Genomic DNA, 19,065 nt, shown 5'->3' on the forward strand with positions numbered 1-19,065 from the left:
TGACCCACCGGAGCGGTATGCTCCCCAACCTGGACTCTACTAAGTAGCTAGTGGCCCTGAGAAAGGGGGCAGGTCACCGGGGCTGCGAACTTCTCCGGATCCGTGTTCTTGGACCACCGCGGCGTGGCCTTTGGGCGTCCAGCCTATGCCAGCTTTTCAGTGGTGGAAGTGCCGGGCCAAGCCGGGGTGCCGGTGCGCATCAATGGGGTGCCCTCAGTCCAAACCAACCGACAGGGCCGGGTGCTGGTGACCGAGGTTCCCTCTTTGCTTCCCACCACCGTCAGCCTCAAAGACAAAGACCTTCCCGTGGGCGTGGAGATCGGAGAGACCGAGAAGCAGATTGTGGCACCACGCCAGGGCGGCGTGCGGGTGACGTTACCGGTTCGGACTCAGAACGCCCGGGCCTTCACCCTGACCGGCAAGACCATTCCTCCTGGCTCGATGGCAGCGACCTCGACCGAGCGGGTGGTGGTGGGATTTGATGTGGCGCTTTACTTGGAGTACCCCAAGCCAGGGCAGATAGTAACCATCGGAACTGTCTGCATTGCCACCTTGCCCTCTCCGTTGGAGGAGCTCGACAAGGTGGCGTTCATTCCCTGTCAGTGAGTTTCCGCCTAAAACACAGTAATTCCTTCTTGGACGGTCATGGAAGAGTCGCAATGCGACGTCTGCAATCTAGGCTCCACAGCGCTGGTTGCCCGATCTCTCCCAGGGAACAAAAAATTAAGCAACAACATATGCCGCGAGCGCTGGGTTAGCCGCAATGGTGCGGTTGTGATAACTCTTGAGCCAATCAAACTTGCTTAGCAGTTTTTGGGCCTTGGATTTCTCATCGCCAATTGCTGCCGCAGCAAGCTTTGACTGACACTCTACTAGCTTCGCCGACAATGCCTTGGCATGTTCAGCAAAGTAGAAGTGGACTTGCTCTCGAGACTTAATGAATTGCGGATTCATTTTGGCGGAAGCGGCGATGATAGGAATGTCAGTGTTGATCGTGGATGCGGCATGCCCGAGGTAGTCGAGGAAGTAAAGGCCATCGGTCTGGTCCTTCTGGAGTGGTGCGTGGCCGGAATACATTGCCTTGCTTAGATAATCGATCTTATCCATCAATGCAACATTGCTCGAGACAGCGGGGTGTAGGACTATCCGTGGGTGTTTGGCGAGCGTACTCTCGGCCTCGTATGCCTCCATCAGTCCTTCCCCAACGGCAAACTGACCGCGCACCATTGCATATTTGTTGGAGATGCCGCCCCGTAGGAAAATTCCCTTCTGAAAGTAGGTGCTGAAAATAAGACCCTGAAGCCGCATGCAGATGATGAACAGGGCGTTAGCCGAGTGCATCATGGCGTGATCCTGATTGGTGAGTTCAGGCACGTCGTTGGGCTTGAAAGTGATGATCATCGAGTCCGAAATGAAGGCCGCTGTGACCTCGTAATACTTGTAAAGATCGAATTGCTTATTGTTGGAATAGATCGCCTTTGTGGCATCGCCATTCATGGCTGCAAAGACATTGGCGTTGGATTGCATAAAATCCAGAAATATCTTGGCATCCTCATCATTTTTGATGGCTCCGTTGATGTCACGGTAGCCAAGCATGTCTACAAAAAGAGTCCATTGCTCGAGCTTCAATTCTTGATTCCTTTCTCTTGGTTGATTGTTGGGGTGTGCATCTGAAAGCGTCTCGCATATCGCTCAACTCCGAAGATCTTTCACGATGCTTGGGCATGCTCGTAAAAGATGGACGGCTGACTTTTCATGAGCCCTTCGTTACGTGGCCGGAAAGCGTTGCCGAGCTTGGGCTACCTCTCCAGGCGCACTCGTAGCCGCCTGGCCCGCTCCTTGAACGCGGCATCTCCGCCTTCAAGAATGTCGCAGACTGCCTTTCGGATGGTCGCCGACTCGAGCCCGCCAGATGCATATGTGATGCGAGGTAGTCCCCCAGACCCGTCATGCTCGGACTCGGCGATGATCACCTGATCAGCGTCGGTGTTGATCACCAGGTTTGCGTTGTGCGTGACCATGATGACTTGCCGGGTGGCCTTGGCTTGGACGAACAGGGAAACAAGCTCATCAAACACCGATTTTGGATCTAGGTTCTCTTCGGGCTGATCAATGATGAGAGGACGGTCGTCGGCCTCGTCCAGGGCAAGGTAGAGCAAGAGGAGGACGATGCCACGCGTGCCCGGCGACAGCTTCCTGATGTCGATGTTGTCGTAAGTGATTTCGTACCGCACACGCAAGTGGTCGATACTGAAAAGCCATCGAGCAAAGCGCTTGAACCAAGCCCGAACCTCGTCGGTTTCCGCAGGGTCGTACGGGGCGTGGTCGAGGAGGTCCTTTGAATGCGTTCCGATGAACGAAGACATGGCGGAGCGGACGTCAGCCGCTGACCCGGTCTCCCAAGCGGCCAAAAAGAACTCGCGTGCGGTCTTGGTAAAGGCTCCGATCCCGTAGAACGGACCTGTTTTGCGGCGATCTAGCAATTCCTCCTCTGCTTCAGCGGCCCAGGTGTCGACATCTGCAATGCGGCGTACCGCGAGGCCGAGCTTAGCCAAGGTTCCGGAAGAGGAGGCGAGACGGCTCAGTAGCGGGGAATAGAGCTGCTCCAAGGCGTCTTGCTCGTTGATGACTGCCTGGAAGGCGCGCTCATACGCATCCTCTCGCTCGACCTGGAGGAGCTTCCGGCGGGCGTGCGCACCTTGGGCATCCTCAAGGCGCTGCTGAAAACCGTTGAGCGCGGTCTGCTCTTGGCCGATTCGATTCGTTAGCGCCGTGTATTGCTTTTGCGTCAACTGATCGGCGGTAAAGAACGCCGAAAGCCGCCCCAGTTCCGCCTCCAGTAGAGTCATCGGCAGTGTGTCGAGGGCAGTGCCGTCGGCGATGTAAGAGACGCTGGGATCGTGGGGGAGGGGCGGCACCCCGGCCAACTTTGCAATCTCACCATCGGCCCAGGCAAGGTAGCCCTGCAAATCCTGATCCACACTGCCCTTGTGGACAAGCAGGAAGGCCTGCCATTGCGCGTCGTCCATGCCGCTGGCGGTGTGGCGAGCGCGCAGTTGCCGAAGAAGCTCCGGGGAACCGGTAGCCCGAGTGGAAGCCACCTCGTTTTGAAGCGACACGAAGGACTGGCGCTGATTGTTGAAGTTCTGAATCTTTGTCTTCAACGCCTGGGCGGCCTCGCTGAGCTCGGTATGGCGGTCGAGCACCGCTTTGGTGTCTCGGAGCGTGAGCTTCGCTCGATCGGCGATGTAGCCTTCGATGATCTTTGTCTTCTGCTCGACTTGGGCGGCCAACGCCTTGACCGAAGCCTCCTTCTCGAGCTCTAGCGACACCGAGTCAGAAATCTGCGAGATCGCCAACTCCTCTCGCTCCCGGGCCTGCTTGAAGAGCAGCGTCTTATGGTCGCGAAGCTCTGCAAAGCTGCCCGCGAAGTGGGTTTCACTGGGCTCGTGGGATTGGAACACCACCCGCTCTATTTCTTCTATCAAGCCGTCTGACGCCCCAGACGCCGAGCACAGCTCTTCAACGAACTGCTGGGAGAGGTAGCGCGCCTTGGGAAAAAACACGCCCTCAGGGCGAAAACCGAGCGGGCGCTGATCCTTCGAACCACCGCCCCACGCCAAATCGACCTGTGCGTTGCCAAGAAGCGTTCTGGCTCGCACCAAGAAGGAGGCACTGGCATTCTCATTGGCGGTCCAACCAGCCTCGGGAATGGCGTCGCAGCCTGCGGCGATGATGTCGGCCAACGCCGTTTTCCCGGAGCCGCGCGAGCCAACGATGGCAACCAAGCCGGGGTTCAGTTGGATTTCGGGGTTCTGGAAGCCAGGCGCGCCTTGAATGCTGACGTGGGAGATGGTCTGAGACGGCATGGCGGACTTGGGTGGGGTCTCGCCCACGTAAGCACGGCCTTCCGGATTGATGCAGGCTTGGCGAAGCGCGTCGAACGAGGCGTCGCCTTTGATCCACGAGTAACGGTTGCCCGTGGGCTGACCCACAGCGGCCAAGGTGTGCGCGTCGCTGCCATGGAGGCACGGCTTGCAAGCCCCATAGTGCGTGGCAATATCGGCTTTGCTCAGTGCCCTCTGACCGAGCCAGAATTCGCGATCAGAGGGCTTGCTCGAGAATACGACGTGGGCGAATGTTTCAATGGACCGACGTACCGTTGTATCGGAGGCCTGGTTCAGTCCGCTGGTCCCATCGTTGGAACCTGCAGCAACGGCAATGAGAACGTTGGCCTGCGCCCATGCACTGTCGCCAAATGCCTGGCGAAGAGCTTCGAAGTTCACTCTGAACTGGGTCACCCCGTGGCTAAGCGCCGCCTTGTCGTCAATGATGGCCGGGTTGGCTTTCTTTCCGAGTCGGATGAGATCAGCCCGGCTGCAGCTGAACCGGTCTGCATACGCTGAGAACGTCAACTGGCTGAGGAATCGGGTGGCCTCTTGGGCATGATCAGGGTCACTGGGGTTGATCAGCAGATGAAGGTTCACGTAGCCAGACTTCGCGTGGACGTCCAGTCGAACTTCGATGTTCGGAAAGACAAACGGGACGTTCGCAAGACGTCCGAGCGCCCGCTGGGCAAGAACTGCCTCGTAGCTGTCCATCACGTAGTAGTCCGTGATGCCCAGCGCATCCAGCGGAGGCGAAGCCGCCTCCAGCGCGCTCAAGTAGGTATCCCAAGATCCCGAACCAAACTGATCGTTGAGCACGGTGCCCGGCGCGTGGACGTGTGGATCCCATCGCCGCCATTCAGAGCCTCGATTCATTCCTTTTCCCCCTGTTCGGCCAATCCGGGCCCATCGGCTGATGATAGCGCCTGAAGGGAGCTTTTGATGGATCGAGCGAAGGAGTTTCAGGTGGACGATCAGGGGCAATGGGGGCTTCGTATTGACCTTCATCCAATAAATGGTGGAAGTACACCGATTATTCATATCAACTATGGGCCCGCTGCTCGCGATGAGGCCGCTCATCTTGTATTGTTTGATCCTCGGTGGGTAAGGAAATAGGTGCCTATATGCGTGGCGCTGATGAAATGAAGTCCGCTGTTGCCTGTCTGCAAATGTTGTTGGAATCCGAACCTACTTCTGCGGAACAAGTCTCTGCCTGGTACAAGAGGGCGGCGGCTCTCAAGTGCGTCCTTCAATCAAGTGCTTCCGAAATGAATGTTCCCCATGTGATCTGGCATTGCCTTGATGATGCTGATATCCGTTTTCGCGATAGGGTCTATGCGGAAGAGCAGATATTGGCGGTCGAGAAGAGTGTCGAGGAGTGGGGTGTGGGCTGAGAGGGTGGATTGATGATCGCAAGCGTTGTTTTCCCCTGCAGTATTCAATCCGGTTCCGGTCGTTGAAAGGCTGCAGAGGCTATAGATGTCTGAGCTCAGAATATTTGTCGATTTCAACAATAGAGATCCTGATGGTTTCCTGAGGCTCAACCTCACGGGGACGCTGGAGGACCTGAGAAGAGAGAATCTGGCTCTCGAGGAAGGGATGCTCATGACAGGATCAGATGGCGATCTCACGGCTAAGATAATAGTTGTTGCACCCGGACTAGAAGGCATATGGCGGGGCAGAATGGTTGATGGGCCTTGGGAGGGGACTGAATGAATGCGCATTGTTGGTGGGGCTTGGAGACGCTCCCTGCCCAATTGGGGAGGGGGTTTTCTGCGGGTGGTGACCGACATCCCAATGATGCCAGCATGTGACCTGCAAGACTGAAGCGAACCACCTGTCGCGTTCTGCACGCCTAGTCGGCCGGTTGCGTCAAATCAAACCGCTCTACTCGTTGTTCGTGCGTTCGACCAGGCTGCTCTATACAACTATTCGTAAGCGAGATGCGTCACGAGCTTCAGTGCTTCCTGTGTCATTTACGACTCTGCGCGTCGCGTGCGCCTAAGTATCAGCGCACTCGCGTCTTCTCGTGTCGCCCCCGCCATGTACTGCGCATGCAACAATTCGCACCGCTTCTTTCGATGCATCCGAACCTTTCGGATTTTTCTCATTGAATCGAAGGTGCAGGCGTAGACACCATGGCGCGCCACCGAAAAAGGGTGGCCGGGCATCCAAACCCGCGCATAGCTGTAAACGCTTGCCAGCCGGCACCGCTCTGAAACGGTGCCGGCTGGCAATCCGTCGGCCTATATGGCGGGCGGTGCGTGGGGGTCTTCGGACCCGCCGGTTTAGCTATGCCCGGTTTGGAACCCGCACCGTCCGCCACCCCGCTTCCGCGCGGTGGCGCTGTTAAGTACAGCCACGGAAGCCGACGCCATGACCACTCGCAAGATTCCGCAATTCCCCGTCGATGAATCCACCAACGACGACAACAACCCCGCCTTCGACCTCAGCACCTTCCAGGGCTGCCTCAAGCGCATCCGCGATGGCGAAGGGTCCGATGGCATGCTGTGGCCGGAAGAGAATCTTTCTGACGGCCGCCGTCAGTCCTTGGCCAGGATCGACCGCGCGGCCGTGGGTATCCAGACGGCGGTGGAGATGCTGCATGCGGCCAGCCGCTGCGAATCCATGGCCACGCCCGACCGCCATCTGGACGAGGGGGTCGTCGAGGGGCTGTTCTTCGCATGCCGCGAACTGGCTGAGCTGGTGTGCAGGGAAGTCAGGCCGTCCTGACCTTCCGTGCATTGCTGAACACGTTCAGCAGGCTTTGCCGGTCCAGTGGCATTGGCGTGGCGGGGCCCGATGCTAGGCTGCGTGTCCGCGAGGCTGGGCGGCCCGCGCGCACGCGGTGCGACAACGTGTCGCAGCCTGAAACGGGCCTTTCCTGCGCCTGATCATTGTCAATGCCTTTCTTAAATGGTGGGTGACGGCCTAAAATTGAAAGGCTGACTCGACCCCACCTCCCTGCCTGTCCATCGGACCGGTGGGACCGGCTTTTTGCTGGAGCAGGCAGGACGGGGAACGGCATTCCCTCGCAATTGGATCGACCGATGATTCCGTTGAAAACCCTTGGGCGCTGGTTGCGCCCGGGCCTGCTGCTGTCGTTGCTGGTGATGCTCACCGGCTGCGATGCCGTGGCCATCCTCAGTCCGAAGGGCCAGATCGGCCAGGATGAGAAGACCCTGCTGATCACGGCCACCGTGCTCATGCTGCTGGTCGTCATCCCGGTCATCATCATGACCCTGACCTTCGCGTGGAAGTATCGCGCCTCCAACACCAAGGCCCGTTACGAGCCGAAGTGGTCCCACTCGACGGCGATCGAGGTGGTGGTGTGGTCCATCCCCTGCATGATCGTGCTGGTGCTGGCGGTCCTGACCTGGCGTTCGTCGCACGCGCTTGACCCGTACAAGCCGCTGGAATCGGACGTCAAGCCGGTCACCATCGAGGCGATCTCGCTGGACTGGAAGTGGCTGTTCATCTATCCGGAAGAGAAGGTGGCGGTCGTCAACGAAATCAAGTTCCCGGTCAACACGCCGCTGAACTTCAAGATCACGTCCGACACGGTGATGAATGCCTTCTTCATCCCGCACCTGGGCAGCATGATCTACTCGATGGCCGCGATGGAGACCAAGCTCCATCTGATCGCCAACGAGACCGGTGAATTCCCGGGCATGTCCTCGCACTACAGCGGCGCGGGCTTCGCCAAGATGCACTTCACCGCCTACTCGGTCACCGATGCCGAATACCGCCAGTGGCTGGACCAGGTCCGTGCCGGCGAGCAGACCCTGGACAAGGCCTCGTTCAAGGCCCTGGGTGAAGCACGCAACGCCGAGTGGTACCCGGTCACCTACTTCGGCAAGACCGAAGAGGGCCTGTTCAACTGGGTCATCGCCAAGCACATGGGCGACAACAAGCACTACGGCATGAAGCACGAACATGCCGGTGCCGCCGCTGCCGATGCCGCCAGCCATGAAGCGCATGAGGGCCACGCCCCCAGTGACGCGCATGATTCCAAGGAATCGGGTGAAAACCTGGATGCCAACGAACACGAACACGCAGGCCATGCCGGCCACGCGGGTTCGGGAGAATGAACATGTTGGGAAAACTCTCTATTGAGTCGATCCCCCACGATCCGATCGTCCTGACGACGTTGATCGGCGCGGTGCTGGGTGGCCTGGGCGTGATGGCCCTGATCACCAAGTTCAAGCTGTGGGGCTATCTGTGGAAGGAGTGGTTCACCTCGGTGGACCACAAGAAGATCGGCGTGATGTACCTCATCGTCGCCTTCGTCATGCTGCTGCGCGGCTTCTCCGACGCCATCATGATGCGTACCCAGCAGGCGCTCGCCGTTGGCGGGTCAGAGGGTTACCTGCCGCCGCACCACTACGACCAGATCTTCACCGCCCACGGCGTGATCATGATCTTCTTCGTGGCGATGCCGCTGATCACCGGCCTGATGAACCTGGCCGTGCCGCTGCAGATCGGTGCGCGCGACGTCGCGTTCCCGTTCGTCAACTCGCTCAGCTTCTGGCTGTTCGTGTCTGGCGCGGTGCTGATCATGCTGTCGCTGTGGATCGGTGAGTTCGCTGCCACCGGCTGGCTGGCGTTCCCGCCGTTGTCGGGCATCGAATACAGTCCAAGCGTCGGCATGGACTACTACATCTGGGGTCTACAGGTCGCAGGCCTGGGTACCACGCTGAGCGGTATCAACTTCTTCATTACCATCCTGAAGATGCGTACCCCCAGCATGAAGCTGATGCAGATGCCGGTGTTCACCTGGACCGCCCTGGTGACCAACGTGCTGATCGTCGCCGCCTTCCCGGTGCTGACCATCACCCTGGTGCTGCTGACCCTGGACCGTTACCTGGGTACGCACTTCTTCACCAATGACGGTGGCGGCAACGCCATGCTGTACATCAACCTGATCTGGATCTGGGGTCACCCGGAGGTGTACATCCTGGTCCTGCCGGCGTTCGGTGTGTTCTCCGAAGTCATCGCGACCTTCTCGCGCAAGGCGCTGTTCGGCTACAAGGGCATGGTCTACGCCACCGCCTGCATCGGCGTGCTGTCGTTCATCGTGTGGCTGCACCACTTCTTCACCATGGGCTCGGGTGCCAACGTCAATGCCTTCTTCGGCATCACGACGATGATCATCTCGATCCCGACCGGCGTGAAGATCTTCAACTGGCTGTTCACCATGTTCCGCGGCCGCGTGCACTTCACCACCCCGGTGCTGTGGACCATCGGCTTCATGGTCACCTTCGTCATCGGCGGCATGACCGGCGTGATGCTGGCGATCCCGGCCATCGACTTCGTGCTGCACAACAGCCTGTTCCTGATTGCCCACTTCCACAACGTCATCATTGGCGGCGTGGTGTTCGGCATGTTCGCCGGCATCACCTACTGGTGGCCGAAGATGTTCGGCTTCCGCCTCAATGAGTTCTGGGGCAAGTGCGCGTTCTGGTGCTGGTTCATCGGCTTCTATGTGACCTTCATGCCGATGTACGTGCTGGGCTTCATGGGCATGACCCGTCGCCTGCAGAGCACGGTCAACCCGGCGTACGAGCCGCTGCTGCTGGTGGCTGCCTGCGGTGCCTTCATTGTCGGCGCCGGCATCCTGTGCCAGATCATCCAGGTGGCCGTGTCGATCCGCGACCGCAAGAAGACCGTCGACCTGACCGGCGACCCGTGGGATGCCCGTACGCTGGAGTGGGAAACCTCTTCGCCGCCGGCCTTCTACAACTTCGGCACCCTGCCGGAAGTCACCGAACTGGACGATTTCTGGGAGCGCAAGCAGCGTGGTGAAGCCTGGCCGAAGCCGGCCAAGTACACCGACATCCACATGCCGCGCAACACTGGCACGGGCGTTGTCATCGGTGCCTTCAGCCTGGTGTTCGGCTTCGCGATGATCTGGCACATCTGGTGGCTGGCCATCGTTGGCTTCGTCGGCATGATCGCCACGTTCATCTACCGCACCTTCGACCAGGACGTGGACTACTGGGTCCCGGCCGCCGAGGTGGAACGCATCGAGAACGAACACCGCAAGCACCTGGAAAACCAGGGCCTGGTGAAGTCGGAGCTGAAGGCATGAGCACCAATACCTCGACCCTGAGCCACGGGCACGCCGCGCATGCGGCGGCCCATGGCCATGACGACCACGAGCACCACGACACCGGCGGCAACACCGTCTTCGGTTTCTGGGTGTACCTGATGAGCGACTGCCTCATCTTCGCCTCGCTGTTTGCCACCTACGTGGTGCTTTCCGGCGGTACCGATGGCGGCCCCGGCGCGAAGGACCTGTTCGAGCTGCCGTTCGTGGCGTGGGAAACCGCGCTGCTGCTGACCTCGTCGCTGACCTTCGGCCTGGGCATGATTGCCATGCACCGCAAGCAGATGGGCCAGATGTACCTGTGGCTGGCCATCACCTGGCTGCTGGGCTTCGGCTTCATGTGCATGGAAGTGTGGGAATTCCAGCACCTGATCCATCAGGGCTACGGTCCGGACCGCAGTGCCTTCCTGTCGGCGTTCTTCGCCCTGGTCGGCACCCACGGCCTGCACGTCAGCGCCGGCCTGCTGTGGCTGCTGGTGATGTTCGTGCAGCTGAAGAAGTACGGCCTGACCCCGACCAACAAGACCCGCATGGCGTGCCTGAGCCTGTTCTGGCACTTCCTGGACCTGATCTGGATCGGCGTGTTCTCCGTCGTCTACCTCAATGGAGCGCTGTAATGGCACATGACAACCATGCACACGACCACGGCACCGGCGGCGAAAGCCATGGCACCGTGAAGTCGTACCTGATCGGCTTCGTGCTGGCGGTGGTGCTGACCGTCATCCCGTTCTGGATGGTGATGTCGGGTGATTTCTCGCGCACCGTCAACGGTGTGGTCATCGCGATCACCGCGGTACTGCAGATGCTGGTCCACCTGGTGTTCTTCCTGCACCTGGACCGCTCTTCGGAAAGCCGCTGGAACGTCAACGCTGCGGCCTTCACCGTGGTGGTGATCGGCATCATCGTGGTCGGTACCCTGTGGGTCATGCACAACATGAACGTGCACATGATGCACTGACGTCCTCGCGACGTTGCCACGCAGAAAGGCCGCCCCCGGGCGGCCTTTTTGTTTGATGCGGCTCTACCCCGCCACCTTGCGCAGGAACTCCTCGGCCTCCATCGGCCGGCCCAGGTGGTACCCCTGCAGCTGGTCGCAGCCCAGTTCGCTCAGGTACTCGCGCTGCGCCTGGGTCTCCACGCCTTCGGCCACCACCTGCAGCTGCAGGGTGCGGCCCAGCGCGATGATTGACGAGACGATGGCGGCATCCTCGTCATTGCATTCCAGGTCGTGCACGAAGGCGCGGTCGATCTTCAGTTCGGTGGCCGGCATGCGCTTGAGGTACAGCAGGCTGGAATAGCCGGTGCCGAAATCGTCGATGGCAATGTGCACGCCCATCGCGGTGAGGTCGTTGAGGATCGCCAGGCTGGCATCGACGTCCTTCATCGCCGTGGTCTCGGTGATCTCCAGGGTCAGCCGTGCCGGTTCGATCCGGTGCCGCTGCAGCACCTCGCGCACGCTGCCCAGCAGAGCGGGCGAGGCGAACTGCAGTGGCGACAGGTTCACCGCCATCGACCATTCGCTGTGCCCGGCGTCGTGCCACGCACGCAGCTGCGCACACGCACGGTCCAGCACCCAGTCGCCAATCGGCAGGATCAGGCCGCTGCGCTCGGCGATGGGGATGAACACATCCGGGGCCAGCAGGCCCAGCTCCGGGTGCTGCCAGCGCAGCAGCGCCTCGGCGCCGGTGGCCGGTGCGCCGGCGGCCGGGAACTTGGGTTGGTAATGCAGGATCAGTTCGTCGCGGGCGATGGCCTTGCGCAGGTCCTGCAGCAGGCGCAGCTGGCGGTTGGCACTCAGCTGCATCGACGGGGTGAAGAAGGTGTAGCCGTTCCGGCCGGTTTCCTTGGTGTGGTACATCGCCGCATCGGCGTGCGCCATCAGTTCGCGCTCGTTGCCGGCATCGTCCGGGTACAGCGCGATGCCGAGGCTGGCACTGACCTGCAGTTCGGCCGCATCCAGCGTGAACGGCTCGCCGGCCGCGGCGATGATGCGTTCGGCCACCACCACCGCATCGTCGGGAATGTCGATGGCCAGCACGATCACGAACTCGTCGCCGCCGAGGCGGGCGAAGGTATCCTGCGGCCGCAGCAGGCCGCCGATGCGCTGCGCCACCGCCACCAGCAGGCGGTCACCGAGCTGGTGGCCGTAGGCATCGTTGACCGCCTTGAAGCCGTCCAGGTCGCAGAACATCACCGCCACCGTGTGGCCGCGGCGGCGCGCCTTCTCGATGGCCTGCTCGATGCGGTCCTGCAGCAGCATGCGGTTGGGCAGCTGAGTGAGCGGATCGTGCAGCGCGGCCTGGATCAGCTTGTTGTTGGCGCGCGCCAGCGAATCGGCCAGCAGCCCGGTGCGCACGCGCATCTGCCGGTCGAACAGCGAGGCAACCAGCGCGATGCCCAGCGTGGCCACGGTGGTGACGATCACCAGCACCGCCAGCCAGCGGGTGTCGATGGCGCCGCTGCCGACCGCGCCGCAGATGCTGCCTTCGGGGAAGCGCGCTGCGGCCATGCCGGTGTAATGCATGCCGACGATGGCCAGGCCCATCACCAGCGAAGCGAGCGCGCGCAGGAGGAGGGTGTTGCGCTGCTCGGCACGCAGGCGGAAGGCGATCCACAGCGCGGCGCCGGCGGCACCGATGGCCACCGCGATCGATGCGGCGAACCAGCCCGGGTGGTAATCGATGCCGGGCTGCATGCGCATCGCCGCCATGCCCAGGTAGTGCATGGTGGCGATGCCCAGCCCCATCAGCACCGCGCCGGCCAGCAGCCGTCGCCACGGCAGGCTGGGCCGCGACACCAGCCACAGCGCATAGGCCGAGGCACCCATGGAGACCGCCAGCGAGTACAGGGTGATGCCGAGGTCGTAGCCCACCGGAATCGGCAGGTCGAAGGCCAGCATGCCGATGAAGTGCATCGACCAGATGCCCAGGCCCATCGCCGCCGCGCCCCCGGCCAGCCACCAGCGGGCCACGCGGCCTTCGGCGGTGGCCAGGCGGCCGGCCATGTCCAGCGCGGTGTACGAAGCAAGAATGGCCACCAGCAGCGAGATGGCAACCAGGCTCTGACTGTAACTGCCAGTCATGTTGAATCCAGTGGGAGAAAGGAGGGGCGCCCGCAAGGCGCACGCCCGCGACCCCTATCGGCGCGGGTGGGCGGGACTTGAGCGGTCGCAGCACCTGCGACCCGGCTCGGCTATCCTGCCACGCCTGTTCCCGTTGCTGGAAATCATCCGATGGCCAAAGCCCGCACCGCCTACGTCTGCAATGAATGCGGCGCCGAATACAGCAAGTGGCAGGGCCAGTGCACCGAGTGCAATGCCTGGAACTCGCTGTCGGAGATCGTGCTGGAGAGCGCGGCGGCGGCCAAGGCGCCGGCCTCGCGCCGGGCCGGCTGGGCCGGCAAGATCGACCCGCCGAAGATCACCGCCCTGAAGGATGTCGAGCAGACCGAGCACCGTCGGGTTTCCACCGGCATCGGCGAGTTCGACCGCGTGCTGGGCGGCGGCCTGGTCGAAGGTGCGGTGGTGCTGGTGGGTGGCGATCCGGGCATCGGCAAGTCGACCCTGCTGCTGCAGGCGGTGGCGAAGATGGCGGCAGAGCTGCCGGTGCTGTATGTGACCGGCGAGGAGTCGCTGGCCCAGGTGGCCGGCCGTGCGCATCGGCTGGAGCTGCCGCTGGAGGGAGTGAATGCGCTGGCCGAGACCGGGGTTGAATCGATCCTGCAGCATGCGTCCAGGGCCGGCCCGCGGCTGATCGTGGCCGATTCGGTGCAGACCCTGTGGACCGAAAGCCTGACCGCCGCGCCCGGCTCGGTCAGCCAGGTGCGCGAAAGCGCGGCACGGCTGGTGCGCTTCGCCAAGGAGACCGGCACCGCCGTGTTCCTGGTCGGCCACGTGACCAAGGAAGGCGGCATCGCTGGCCCGCGCGTGCTGGAGCACATGGTCGATGCGGTGCTGTACTTCGAGGGTGAGAGCGGCAGCCGCTTCCGCCTGTTGCGCGCGTTCAAGAACCGCTTCGGCGCGGTCAACGAGCTGGGCGTGTTCGCGATGGGCGACAAGGGCCTGAAGGAGGTCTCCAATCCGTCGGCGATCTTCCTGTCCGGGGGCAGTACCCACCAGCCGGGCAGCTGCGTGATGGTCACCCGCGAGGGCACCCGGCCGCTGCTGGTGGAGGTGCAGGCGCTGGTCGATGCCTCGCCGCTGTCGAATCCGCGCCGTGTCGCCGTTGGCCTGGAGCAGAACCGCCTGGCCATGCTGCTGGCGGTGCTGCACCGTCATGGCGGCGTGCTGGTCGGCGACCAGGACGTGTTCGTCAATGTCGTCGGTGGCATCCGCGTGCAGGAAACCGCCGCCGACCTGCCGGTGCTGCTGGCGGTGCTGTCCTCGCTGCAGGACCGGCCGCTGGCGGAGAAGACGATTGCCTTTGGCGAGGTCGGCCTGTCCGGTGAGATCCGTCCGGTACCCAATGGCGAAGACCGCCTGCGCGAGGCCGCCACCCATGGGTTCAAGCGCGCCATCGTGCCCAAGGCCAACGCGCCCAAGGGCGGCTCGGTGAAGGGCATGGAAGTGATCGCGGTGGAGCGGTTGTCCGAGGCCATCGACGCGGCGTGATGCAGGTTCTGTAGAGTCGAGCTTGCTCGACTGCCGGTAGAACAGCAGTCGAGCAAGCTCGACTCTACGTGGATGCGGCGGCCGACACGGCACTGGTCAGGCTTGCTGTGCTAGTTTTTCCCGCTCGACGAAGGCGCCCTCTGGCGCCTTTCCGTGCCCAGGAGTAAACGATTACATGCAGGACACCGCGCTCACCGCCCCCAACGCCGAAATCCGTCGCGCCGGGGTCGATCTCAATGGACTGATGACGGTGCTGGGCAAGCACCTGTATTCCACCCCGATGGTGGCGCTGCGCGAACTGGTGCAGAACGCGCACGACTCGATCATCCGTCGCCGCATCGAGCAGCCCGGCGTCGACGTACCCTCGCGCATCGCGGTGCAGGTCGATGCCGGTGCCGGCGTGCTGCGCATCACCGATACCGGCGCCGGCCTGACCCGCCAGGAAATCCATGACTACCTCGCCACCGTCGGCGTCGGTTACACCCGTGGCCTGCGCCAGGGTGGCGAGGACGACGACGGCCTGATCGGCATGTTCGGCCTGGGCTTCCTGTCGGCGTTCGTGCTGGCGCGCCGGGTCAGCGTGCGCACCACCTCCTATCAGACGCCGGAGCTTGGCCATCTGTACGTGTCCAGCAACGCCGAGCAGTACACGGTCAGCGAAGTGCCGGCACGTGCGGTCGGTACCGAGGTGGAACTGGAACTGCATCCGGATTTCCTGCCGCTGGCCAACGAGGCGCGCCTGCACGAGGTGCTGGGCCGCTACTGCGCGCTGCTGTCCGAGCCGATCTTCATCGGCGCCGCAGCCGAGGCGCTCAACCCTGAGCCGCCGCCGTGGCGCGGCCAGCAGGATGTCGCGCTGCATCCGGTGCAGGCGCGCCGGCAGGCGCTGCAGTTCGCCGCTCGCTTCGAGCACGATTTCGAACCGATCGTCACCGTGCCGCTGGGTGCCGATGGCCACAGTGATGCCACCGGCCTGCTGTGGGTGCAGGACGGCGCCACCTATGGCACCAGCGACAACCGCAACCTGTCGGTGTTCGTGCGCGGCATGCTGCTGGACGATGATGCGCGCGACCTGTTGCCGCCGTGGGCCGGGTTCATCGGCGGGGTGATCGAATCCTCGCGGCTGACACCTACCGCCAGCCGCGAAGACCTGCAACGCGATGACCAGTACCGCGCCGTGCAGCACGCGCTGCTGGAAGCGCTGATTGACGGCCTGGCCGACATCGCGCGGCAGCAGCCGGAAGCGTGGCGGCGCGTATTGACCCGTCACAACGAGGCGCTGCTGGGCGCGGCACTCTGTGATGACCGCCTGTTCGACCTGCTGCTGGAACACGTGCGCGTGCCGACCTCGCAGGGTGACCTGCCGGCCAGTGCATTGCCGGCGCGCGGTGCCGTGCACGTGATCCTCGACAACGGTGGCGGCTTCGAGGAAATGCTGTTCCGCGCGATGGGCGTGCCGGTCGCGCATGGCCATCGCTATGCGGTGGTGCCGTTCCTGCGGCGCTGGGCCCAGGCCAAGGGCCTGCGCCTGGTCGAACTCGGCACCGAGCAGGGCAACCGTGCGTTGTTCCGCAGCGACGACAGCCTCGATGAAGCACAGTTGGCATGGTTGCGTGAGCAGCTGGGCGACGGTGAGCAGCTGCTGCCGGCGCGCTTCAGCCCGGAGGCGCTGCCGGTGGTGGTGGTGCCCGACCGCGAGGCCGAGCTGAAGCAACGGCTGGAAGACGACGAGAACGACAAGCGTGTGTCGATGGCGGCGCTGCGCCTGGCGCGGCAGTTCACCGCGCGCATCGAATCGCGCGCGCCGTCGCGGCTGTATCTCAATCTCGACAATCCGGCGGTGCAGGCGCTGCTGCGCGCCCAGCGCGAGGGCCATCCGCAGGCCGAAGCCGCGGCGCGCCTGCTGCGCTCGCTGAAGATCATCGTTGCCGCGCAGGGCCGCCCGCTGGCCCGCGCGACCGCCACGCCGGGCCCGGATCTCAACGGCGCTTTCTCCGATATTGCCGGTGCCCTGCAGCAGATGCTGCGCTGAGCACCGCCCCCTCTCATCCAGCCTTCGCTAGACAGGAGCACTTATCCCATGGACATCTGGAACTGGGTCGAAAAACTGCAGGGCGACCTGCGCCAGGCCGGCCAGGCGCAGAACGCGCACCTGCTGAACCGCCTCGCCGACGAGGTGAGTGAACTGCGTGTCGACCGCGTCGACGCGCTGCTGCCCGAGGCGCGCGCGCTGGGCAAGGCGCTGGACAACCCGTGGGTCGACGTCTACGTCGGCCATTGGGCGCTGCGCAACCGCGTCGGCAATCGCGTGGAAGGCGAGAGCGCGCTGGGCGAAGCGGTGGCGCTGTTCGAGCGGGCGCACCGCGAGGACACGCTGGAGTGCCCGCAGTCGATCTGCGTGACCCAGGACCTGGCCGCCTGCTACGGCAACATCGATGGCCCGGGCTGGGTGCCCGAGCGCATCGAGGTGTGCGATGAAACGCTGGCGCGCATCAATCCCGGCTGGGCCTGCTTCCAGTGCCTGAGCTGCGAGAAGGCCGACGCGCTGCTCGATGATGGTCGCGGCCAGGATGCGCTCGACTACCTGCAGGTGCAGTCCGATGCGATCGAGGCCTGTGGCAAGGAAGTGTTCGACAGCTTCCCGGAGATGCAGATCAAGATCCTGCTGGGCATGGGGCGCGCCGACGAGGCGCTGCTGCTGATCGAGAAGCGCGAGGCCGAAGTGGCCGCGTCCGGTGAGTACGAGCCGGCCAACTGCACGGTGCCGCGCCGCCTGTCCAAGGCCTGGGCGCTGGCCCAGCTGGGACGCGATGAAGAAGCGCTGCAGCAGCTGGTGCCCTGGAGTGAACTGACCCCCACCTACTGGCGGCTGTGGGCAAACACTGCCGCGGCGCTGTGCCAGCGCAATCCGGCACGCAACACCTGGGATCTGGGCACGCGCTACTCCACCATCATCGAGCACTTCGCCCAGGTGGGTTCGCACCGCCTGCTGATCGAAGTGGCGGCGCTGAGCCTGGAGCTGGCCCTGCAGCGCGGTGCGCGCTGGGTCGCGCAGCGCCAGCTGGCACTGGCCCGCACCCATCTGGCGCAATTGCGCCAGGACCGCGGTGCGGCGGCGCTGGTGGCTGGCCTGGCCGCGCGCATCGAGGCGTTGCCGGAGGTGGCGCCGCTGCCGGTTCCCGCGGGCGACCTGCTGGCGTGGCTGAGCGAGCAGGGCGAGCAGAACCAGTCGCGTGACCCCGAACGCGAGGCGCAATGGCTGCTGCAGGCGCAGGCGCAATTGCCCGATGACGAAGCACTGGCCGAGACGGCGGCTTCTGCGCTTGCTGCCTGCGGTGCGCAGGCCGAGGCGCGCGCGCTGCTGTGGCAGTTCGTGCAGGCGCACGCGCAGGAAGACGGCCCGGCGGCCTACACCCTGATGCGCTGGCTGACCGAGCAGGGCGATGACGACGGCCTGCGTCGCCTGGCCGACGTCTATCGCGGTAGCGTTCCGGTGTTCGCGCATTGGTGCGAGGTGCAACGCGCACGCCGCGTGTCCGACTGGCCGGCGCTGGAGCAGGCCGCGCTGGCTCTGCTGGAGGCATCGCCGGGCTCGCACGGTGCGCGCGGTACGCTGGCGCGGATGTACATGGAAACCGGCCGCTTCAGCGAAGCACAGGCCTGCTATGCGCAGCTGGTGGAGCTGCTGGAAGAACCGAACGCCGCGCACTGGGATCACATGAGCGCCGCCAGCGCGGCGCGCGACTGGGACGCGGTGCGTCGCTCGGCGGCGGCGATCGGCATGGAGCTGACCAGCCAGGACGGCGTGGTCGAGGAGCCGTGGGGGTGGGTGATCATCCGCAGCGAAGAGCATGGCGAGCCGATGGAGTACTACGCGCGTCGCAGCGGCCCGGTCACCGCACGCATCGTCGAGAACGCACCGGCCAATCGCGCCCAGCAGGTGGGCGACTGGGTGGTGTTCGATGCCGCGCTGGTGCATCCGGCACCGGAAGAGGAGGAAGCGCGCGAGCACTTCATCCCGACCTACGCACAGGTGCATGTGCTGGAGCGCGGCGGCTTTGCCCGCAGCTGGCTGATCGATGGCGCGCACCCGGGTGAAGCGGCCTGGAACGCCTTTGTTGAAGCCGCCGAAGCACAGGGTTGGCAGGTCTGGTCGCACAGCCGCCCGGACTACACCGTGACCGATCCGGACGCGGACGAGGGCACCCTGCCGGGCATCCTGTTTACCGTGGCACAGCCACAGGACCATGCGCCGCTGGCGCTGCACCGCTTCCTGCAGCAGCAGACCGCGACGTGGCCGCATCCGCACTGCTGGCTTCGCCTGGCCGAAGCCTGTGACCAGGACCGCCAGCCGCACCTGGACGTGATCGAGCGCTACGGGTTGTAAGCCCGGTATCGGAGAGTGCCGGCCGCTGGCCTGCAGCGCCATGCGATCCTGTGTTGCCGGCCAACGGCCGGCA

The 19,065-nt window shown here is 63.5% G+C and carries 13 protein-coding genes and 1 pseudogene; 11 read left to right on the top strand and 3 right to left on the bottom strand.

From position 1 onward, the window contains the following. Positions 1-81: 81 nt before the first annotated feature. A pseudogene (locus O0J73_RS14540) lies at positions 82-606 on the top strand (fimbria/pilus outer membrane usher protein); the annotation flags it as partial. A 117-nt stretch (positions 607-723) separates the two neighbouring features. On the opposite strand, the gene O0J73_RS14545 reads toward O0J73_RS14540, so the two are convergent. Together O0J73_RS14545 and O0J73_RS14550 are read right to left on the bottom strand one after the other, a co-directional pair. Continuing rightward, positions 724-1,629 (bottom strand): hypothetical protein, encoded by a 906-nt coding sequence (locus tag O0J73_RS14545; RefSeq protein WP_308308999.1) that lies wholly within the window; start codon positions 1,627-1,629, stop codon positions 724-726. A 170-nt stretch (positions 1,630-1,799) separates the two neighbouring features. Beyond that, a complete protein-coding gene (locus tag O0J73_RS14550) occupies positions 1,800-4,895 on the bottom strand; it encodes a TrlF family AAA-like ATPase (protein ID WP_308309000.1) in 3,096 nt (1,031 codons plus the stop codon). Between the two features lie 116 nt (positions 4,896-5,011). On the opposite strand from O0J73_RS14550, the gene O0J73_RS14555 reads away from it, so the two are divergent. The 7 genes from O0J73_RS14555 to cyoD all read left to right on the top strand — a co-directional run bounded on the left by O0J73_RS14555 (position 5,012) and on the right by cyoD (position 10,954). Beyond that, positions 5,012-5,281, top strand: a complete 270-nt coding sequence (locus tag O0J73_RS14555) for a hypothetical protein (protein WP_308309001.1) — start codon at positions 5,012-5,014, stop codon at positions 5,279-5,281. An 85-nt stretch (positions 5,282-5,366) separates the two neighbouring features. After that, entirely contained in the window at positions 5,367-5,603 is a 237-nt protein-coding gene (locus tag O0J73_RS14560) for a hypothetical protein (RefSeq protein ID WP_197564689.1), read from the top strand. Between the two features lie 660 nt (positions 5,604-6,263). After that, entirely contained in the window at positions 6,264-6,620 is a 357-nt protein-coding gene (locus O0J73_RS14565; protein ID WP_099604721.1) for a hypothetical protein, read from the top strand. A 317-nt stretch (positions 6,621-6,937) separates the two neighbouring features. Next, complete coding sequence (gene cyoA, locus O0J73_RS14570) at positions 6,938-7,978, top strand: ubiquinol oxidase subunit II (protein WP_008267587.1); 1,041 nt, start codon at positions 6,938-6,940, stop codon at positions 7,976-7,978. Between the two features lie 2 nt (positions 7,979-7,980). Next, the gene (cyoB, locus tag O0J73_RS14575) at positions 7,981-9,978 is read left to right on the top strand and encodes a cytochrome o ubiquinol oxidase subunit I (protein ID WP_308309002.1); all 1,998 of its coding nucleotides are present in this window, start codon (positions 7,981-7,983) and stop codon (positions 9,976-9,978) included. Continuing rightward, on the top strand, positions 9,975-10,613 hold the full coding sequence (gene cyoC / locus O0J73_RS14580; protein ID WP_006425005.1) for a cytochrome o ubiquinol oxidase subunit III: 639 nt from the start codon (positions 9,975-9,977) through the stop codon (positions 10,611-10,613). Before cyoB ends, cyoC begins: the two co-directional genes overlap by 4 nt. Further along, positions 10,613-10,954, top strand: a complete 342-nt coding sequence (cyoD, locus tag O0J73_RS14585; protein ID WP_005408584.1) for a cytochrome o ubiquinol oxidase subunit IV — start codon at positions 10,613-10,615, stop codon at positions 10,952-10,954. The genes cyoC and cyoD overlap by 1 nt, the downstream gene beginning before the upstream one ends. Before the next feature lie 63 nt (positions 10,955-11,017). Here the strand turns inward: cyoD and O0J73_RS14590 are convergent, their stop codons facing one another. Further along, the gene (locus O0J73_RS14590) at positions 11,018-13,078 is read right to left on the bottom strand and encodes a bifunctional diguanylate cyclase/phosphodiesterase (RefSeq protein WP_197565115.1); all 2,061 of its coding nucleotides are present in this window, start codon (positions 13,076-13,078) and stop codon (positions 11,018-11,020) included. A 150-nt stretch (positions 13,079-13,228) separates the two neighbouring features. Here O0J73_RS14590 and radA point away from each other — a divergent pair, with 150 nt between their 5' ends. The 3 genes from radA (at position 13,229) to O0J73_RS14605 (ending at position 18,992) form a co-directional block, all read left to right on the top strand. Beyond that, on the top strand, positions 13,229-14,605 hold the full coding sequence (gene radA / locus O0J73_RS14595; RefSeq protein ID WP_308309003.1) for a DNA repair protein RadA: 1,377 nt from the start codon (positions 13,229-13,231) through the stop codon (positions 14,603-14,605). Positions 14,606-14,780: 175 nt separating this feature from the next. Continuing rightward, positions 14,781-16,637 carry an ATP-binding protein gene (locus O0J73_RS14600; protein WP_006425152.1) on the top strand — a complete coding sequence of 619 codons (1,857 nt, stop codon included), beginning with the start codon at positions 14,781-14,783 and terminating at the stop codon, positions 16,635-16,637. A gap of 48 nt (positions 16,638-16,685) precedes the next feature. Then, positions 16,686-18,992 (top strand): tetratricopeptide repeat protein, encoded by a 2,307-nt coding sequence (locus O0J73_RS14605; protein ID WP_308309005.1) that lies wholly within the window; start codon positions 16,686-16,688, stop codon positions 18,990-18,992. Positions 18,993-19,065: the final 73 nt, after the last annotated feature.

Source organism: Stenotrophomonas sp. Sm6012 (genome assembly GCF_030985895.1).
Taxonomy (GTDB): Bacteria; Pseudomonadota; Gammaproteobacteria; order Xanthomonadales; family Xanthomonadaceae; genus Stenotrophomonas; species Stenotrophomonas forensis.

What these genes read in the sequence shown, in the direction of transcription:
- cyoD (WP_005408584.1), top strand. Translation starts at nt 10,613, where the DNA reads ATGGCACATGACAACCATGCACACGACCACGGCACCGGCGGCGAAAGC.
- cyoA (WP_008267587.1), top strand. Translation starts at nt 6,938, where the DNA reads ATGATTCCGTTGAAAACCCTTGGGCGCTGGTTGCGCCCGGGCCTGCTG.
- O0J73_RS14555 (WP_308309001.1), top strand. Translation starts at nt 5,012, where the DNA reads ATGCGTGGCGCTGATGAAATGAAGTCCGCTGTTGCCTGTCTGCAAATG.
- O0J73_RS14590 (WP_197565115.1), bottom strand. Translation starts at nt 13,078, where the DNA reads ATGACTGGCAGTTACAGTCAGAGCCTGGTTGCCATCTCGCTGCTGGTG.
- O0J73_RS14565 (WP_099604721.1), top strand. Translation starts at nt 6,264, where the DNA reads ATGACCACTCGCAAGATTCCGCAATTCCCCGTCGATGAATCCACCAAC.
- O0J73_RS14550 (WP_308309000.1), bottom strand. Translation starts at nt 4,895, where the DNA reads ATGAAGGTCAATACGAAGCCCCCATTGCCCCTGATCGTCCACCTGAAA.
- radA (WP_308309003.1), top strand. Translation starts at nt 13,229, where the DNA reads ATGGCCAAAGCCCGCACCGCCTACGTCTGCAATGAATGCGGCGCCGAA.
- O0J73_RS14560 (WP_197564689.1), top strand. Translation starts at nt 5,367, where the DNA reads ATGTCTGAGCTCAGAATATTTGTCGATTTCAACAATAGAGATCCTGAT.
- cyoC (WP_006425005.1), top strand. Translation starts at nt 9,975, where the DNA reads ATGAGCACCAATACCTCGACCCTGAGCCACGGGCACGCCGCGCATGCG.
- O0J73_RS14605 (WP_308309005.1), top strand. Translation starts at nt 16,686, where the DNA reads ATGGACATCTGGAACTGGGTCGAAAAACTGCAGGGCGACCTGCGCCAG.
- O0J73_RS14600 (WP_006425152.1), top strand. Translation starts at nt 14,781, where the DNA reads ATGCAGGACACCGCGCTCACCGCCCCCAACGCCGAAATCCGTCGCGCC.
- cyoB (WP_308309002.1), top strand. Translation starts at nt 7,981, where the DNA reads ATGTTGGGAAAACTCTCTATTGAGTCGATCCCCCACGATCCGATCGTC.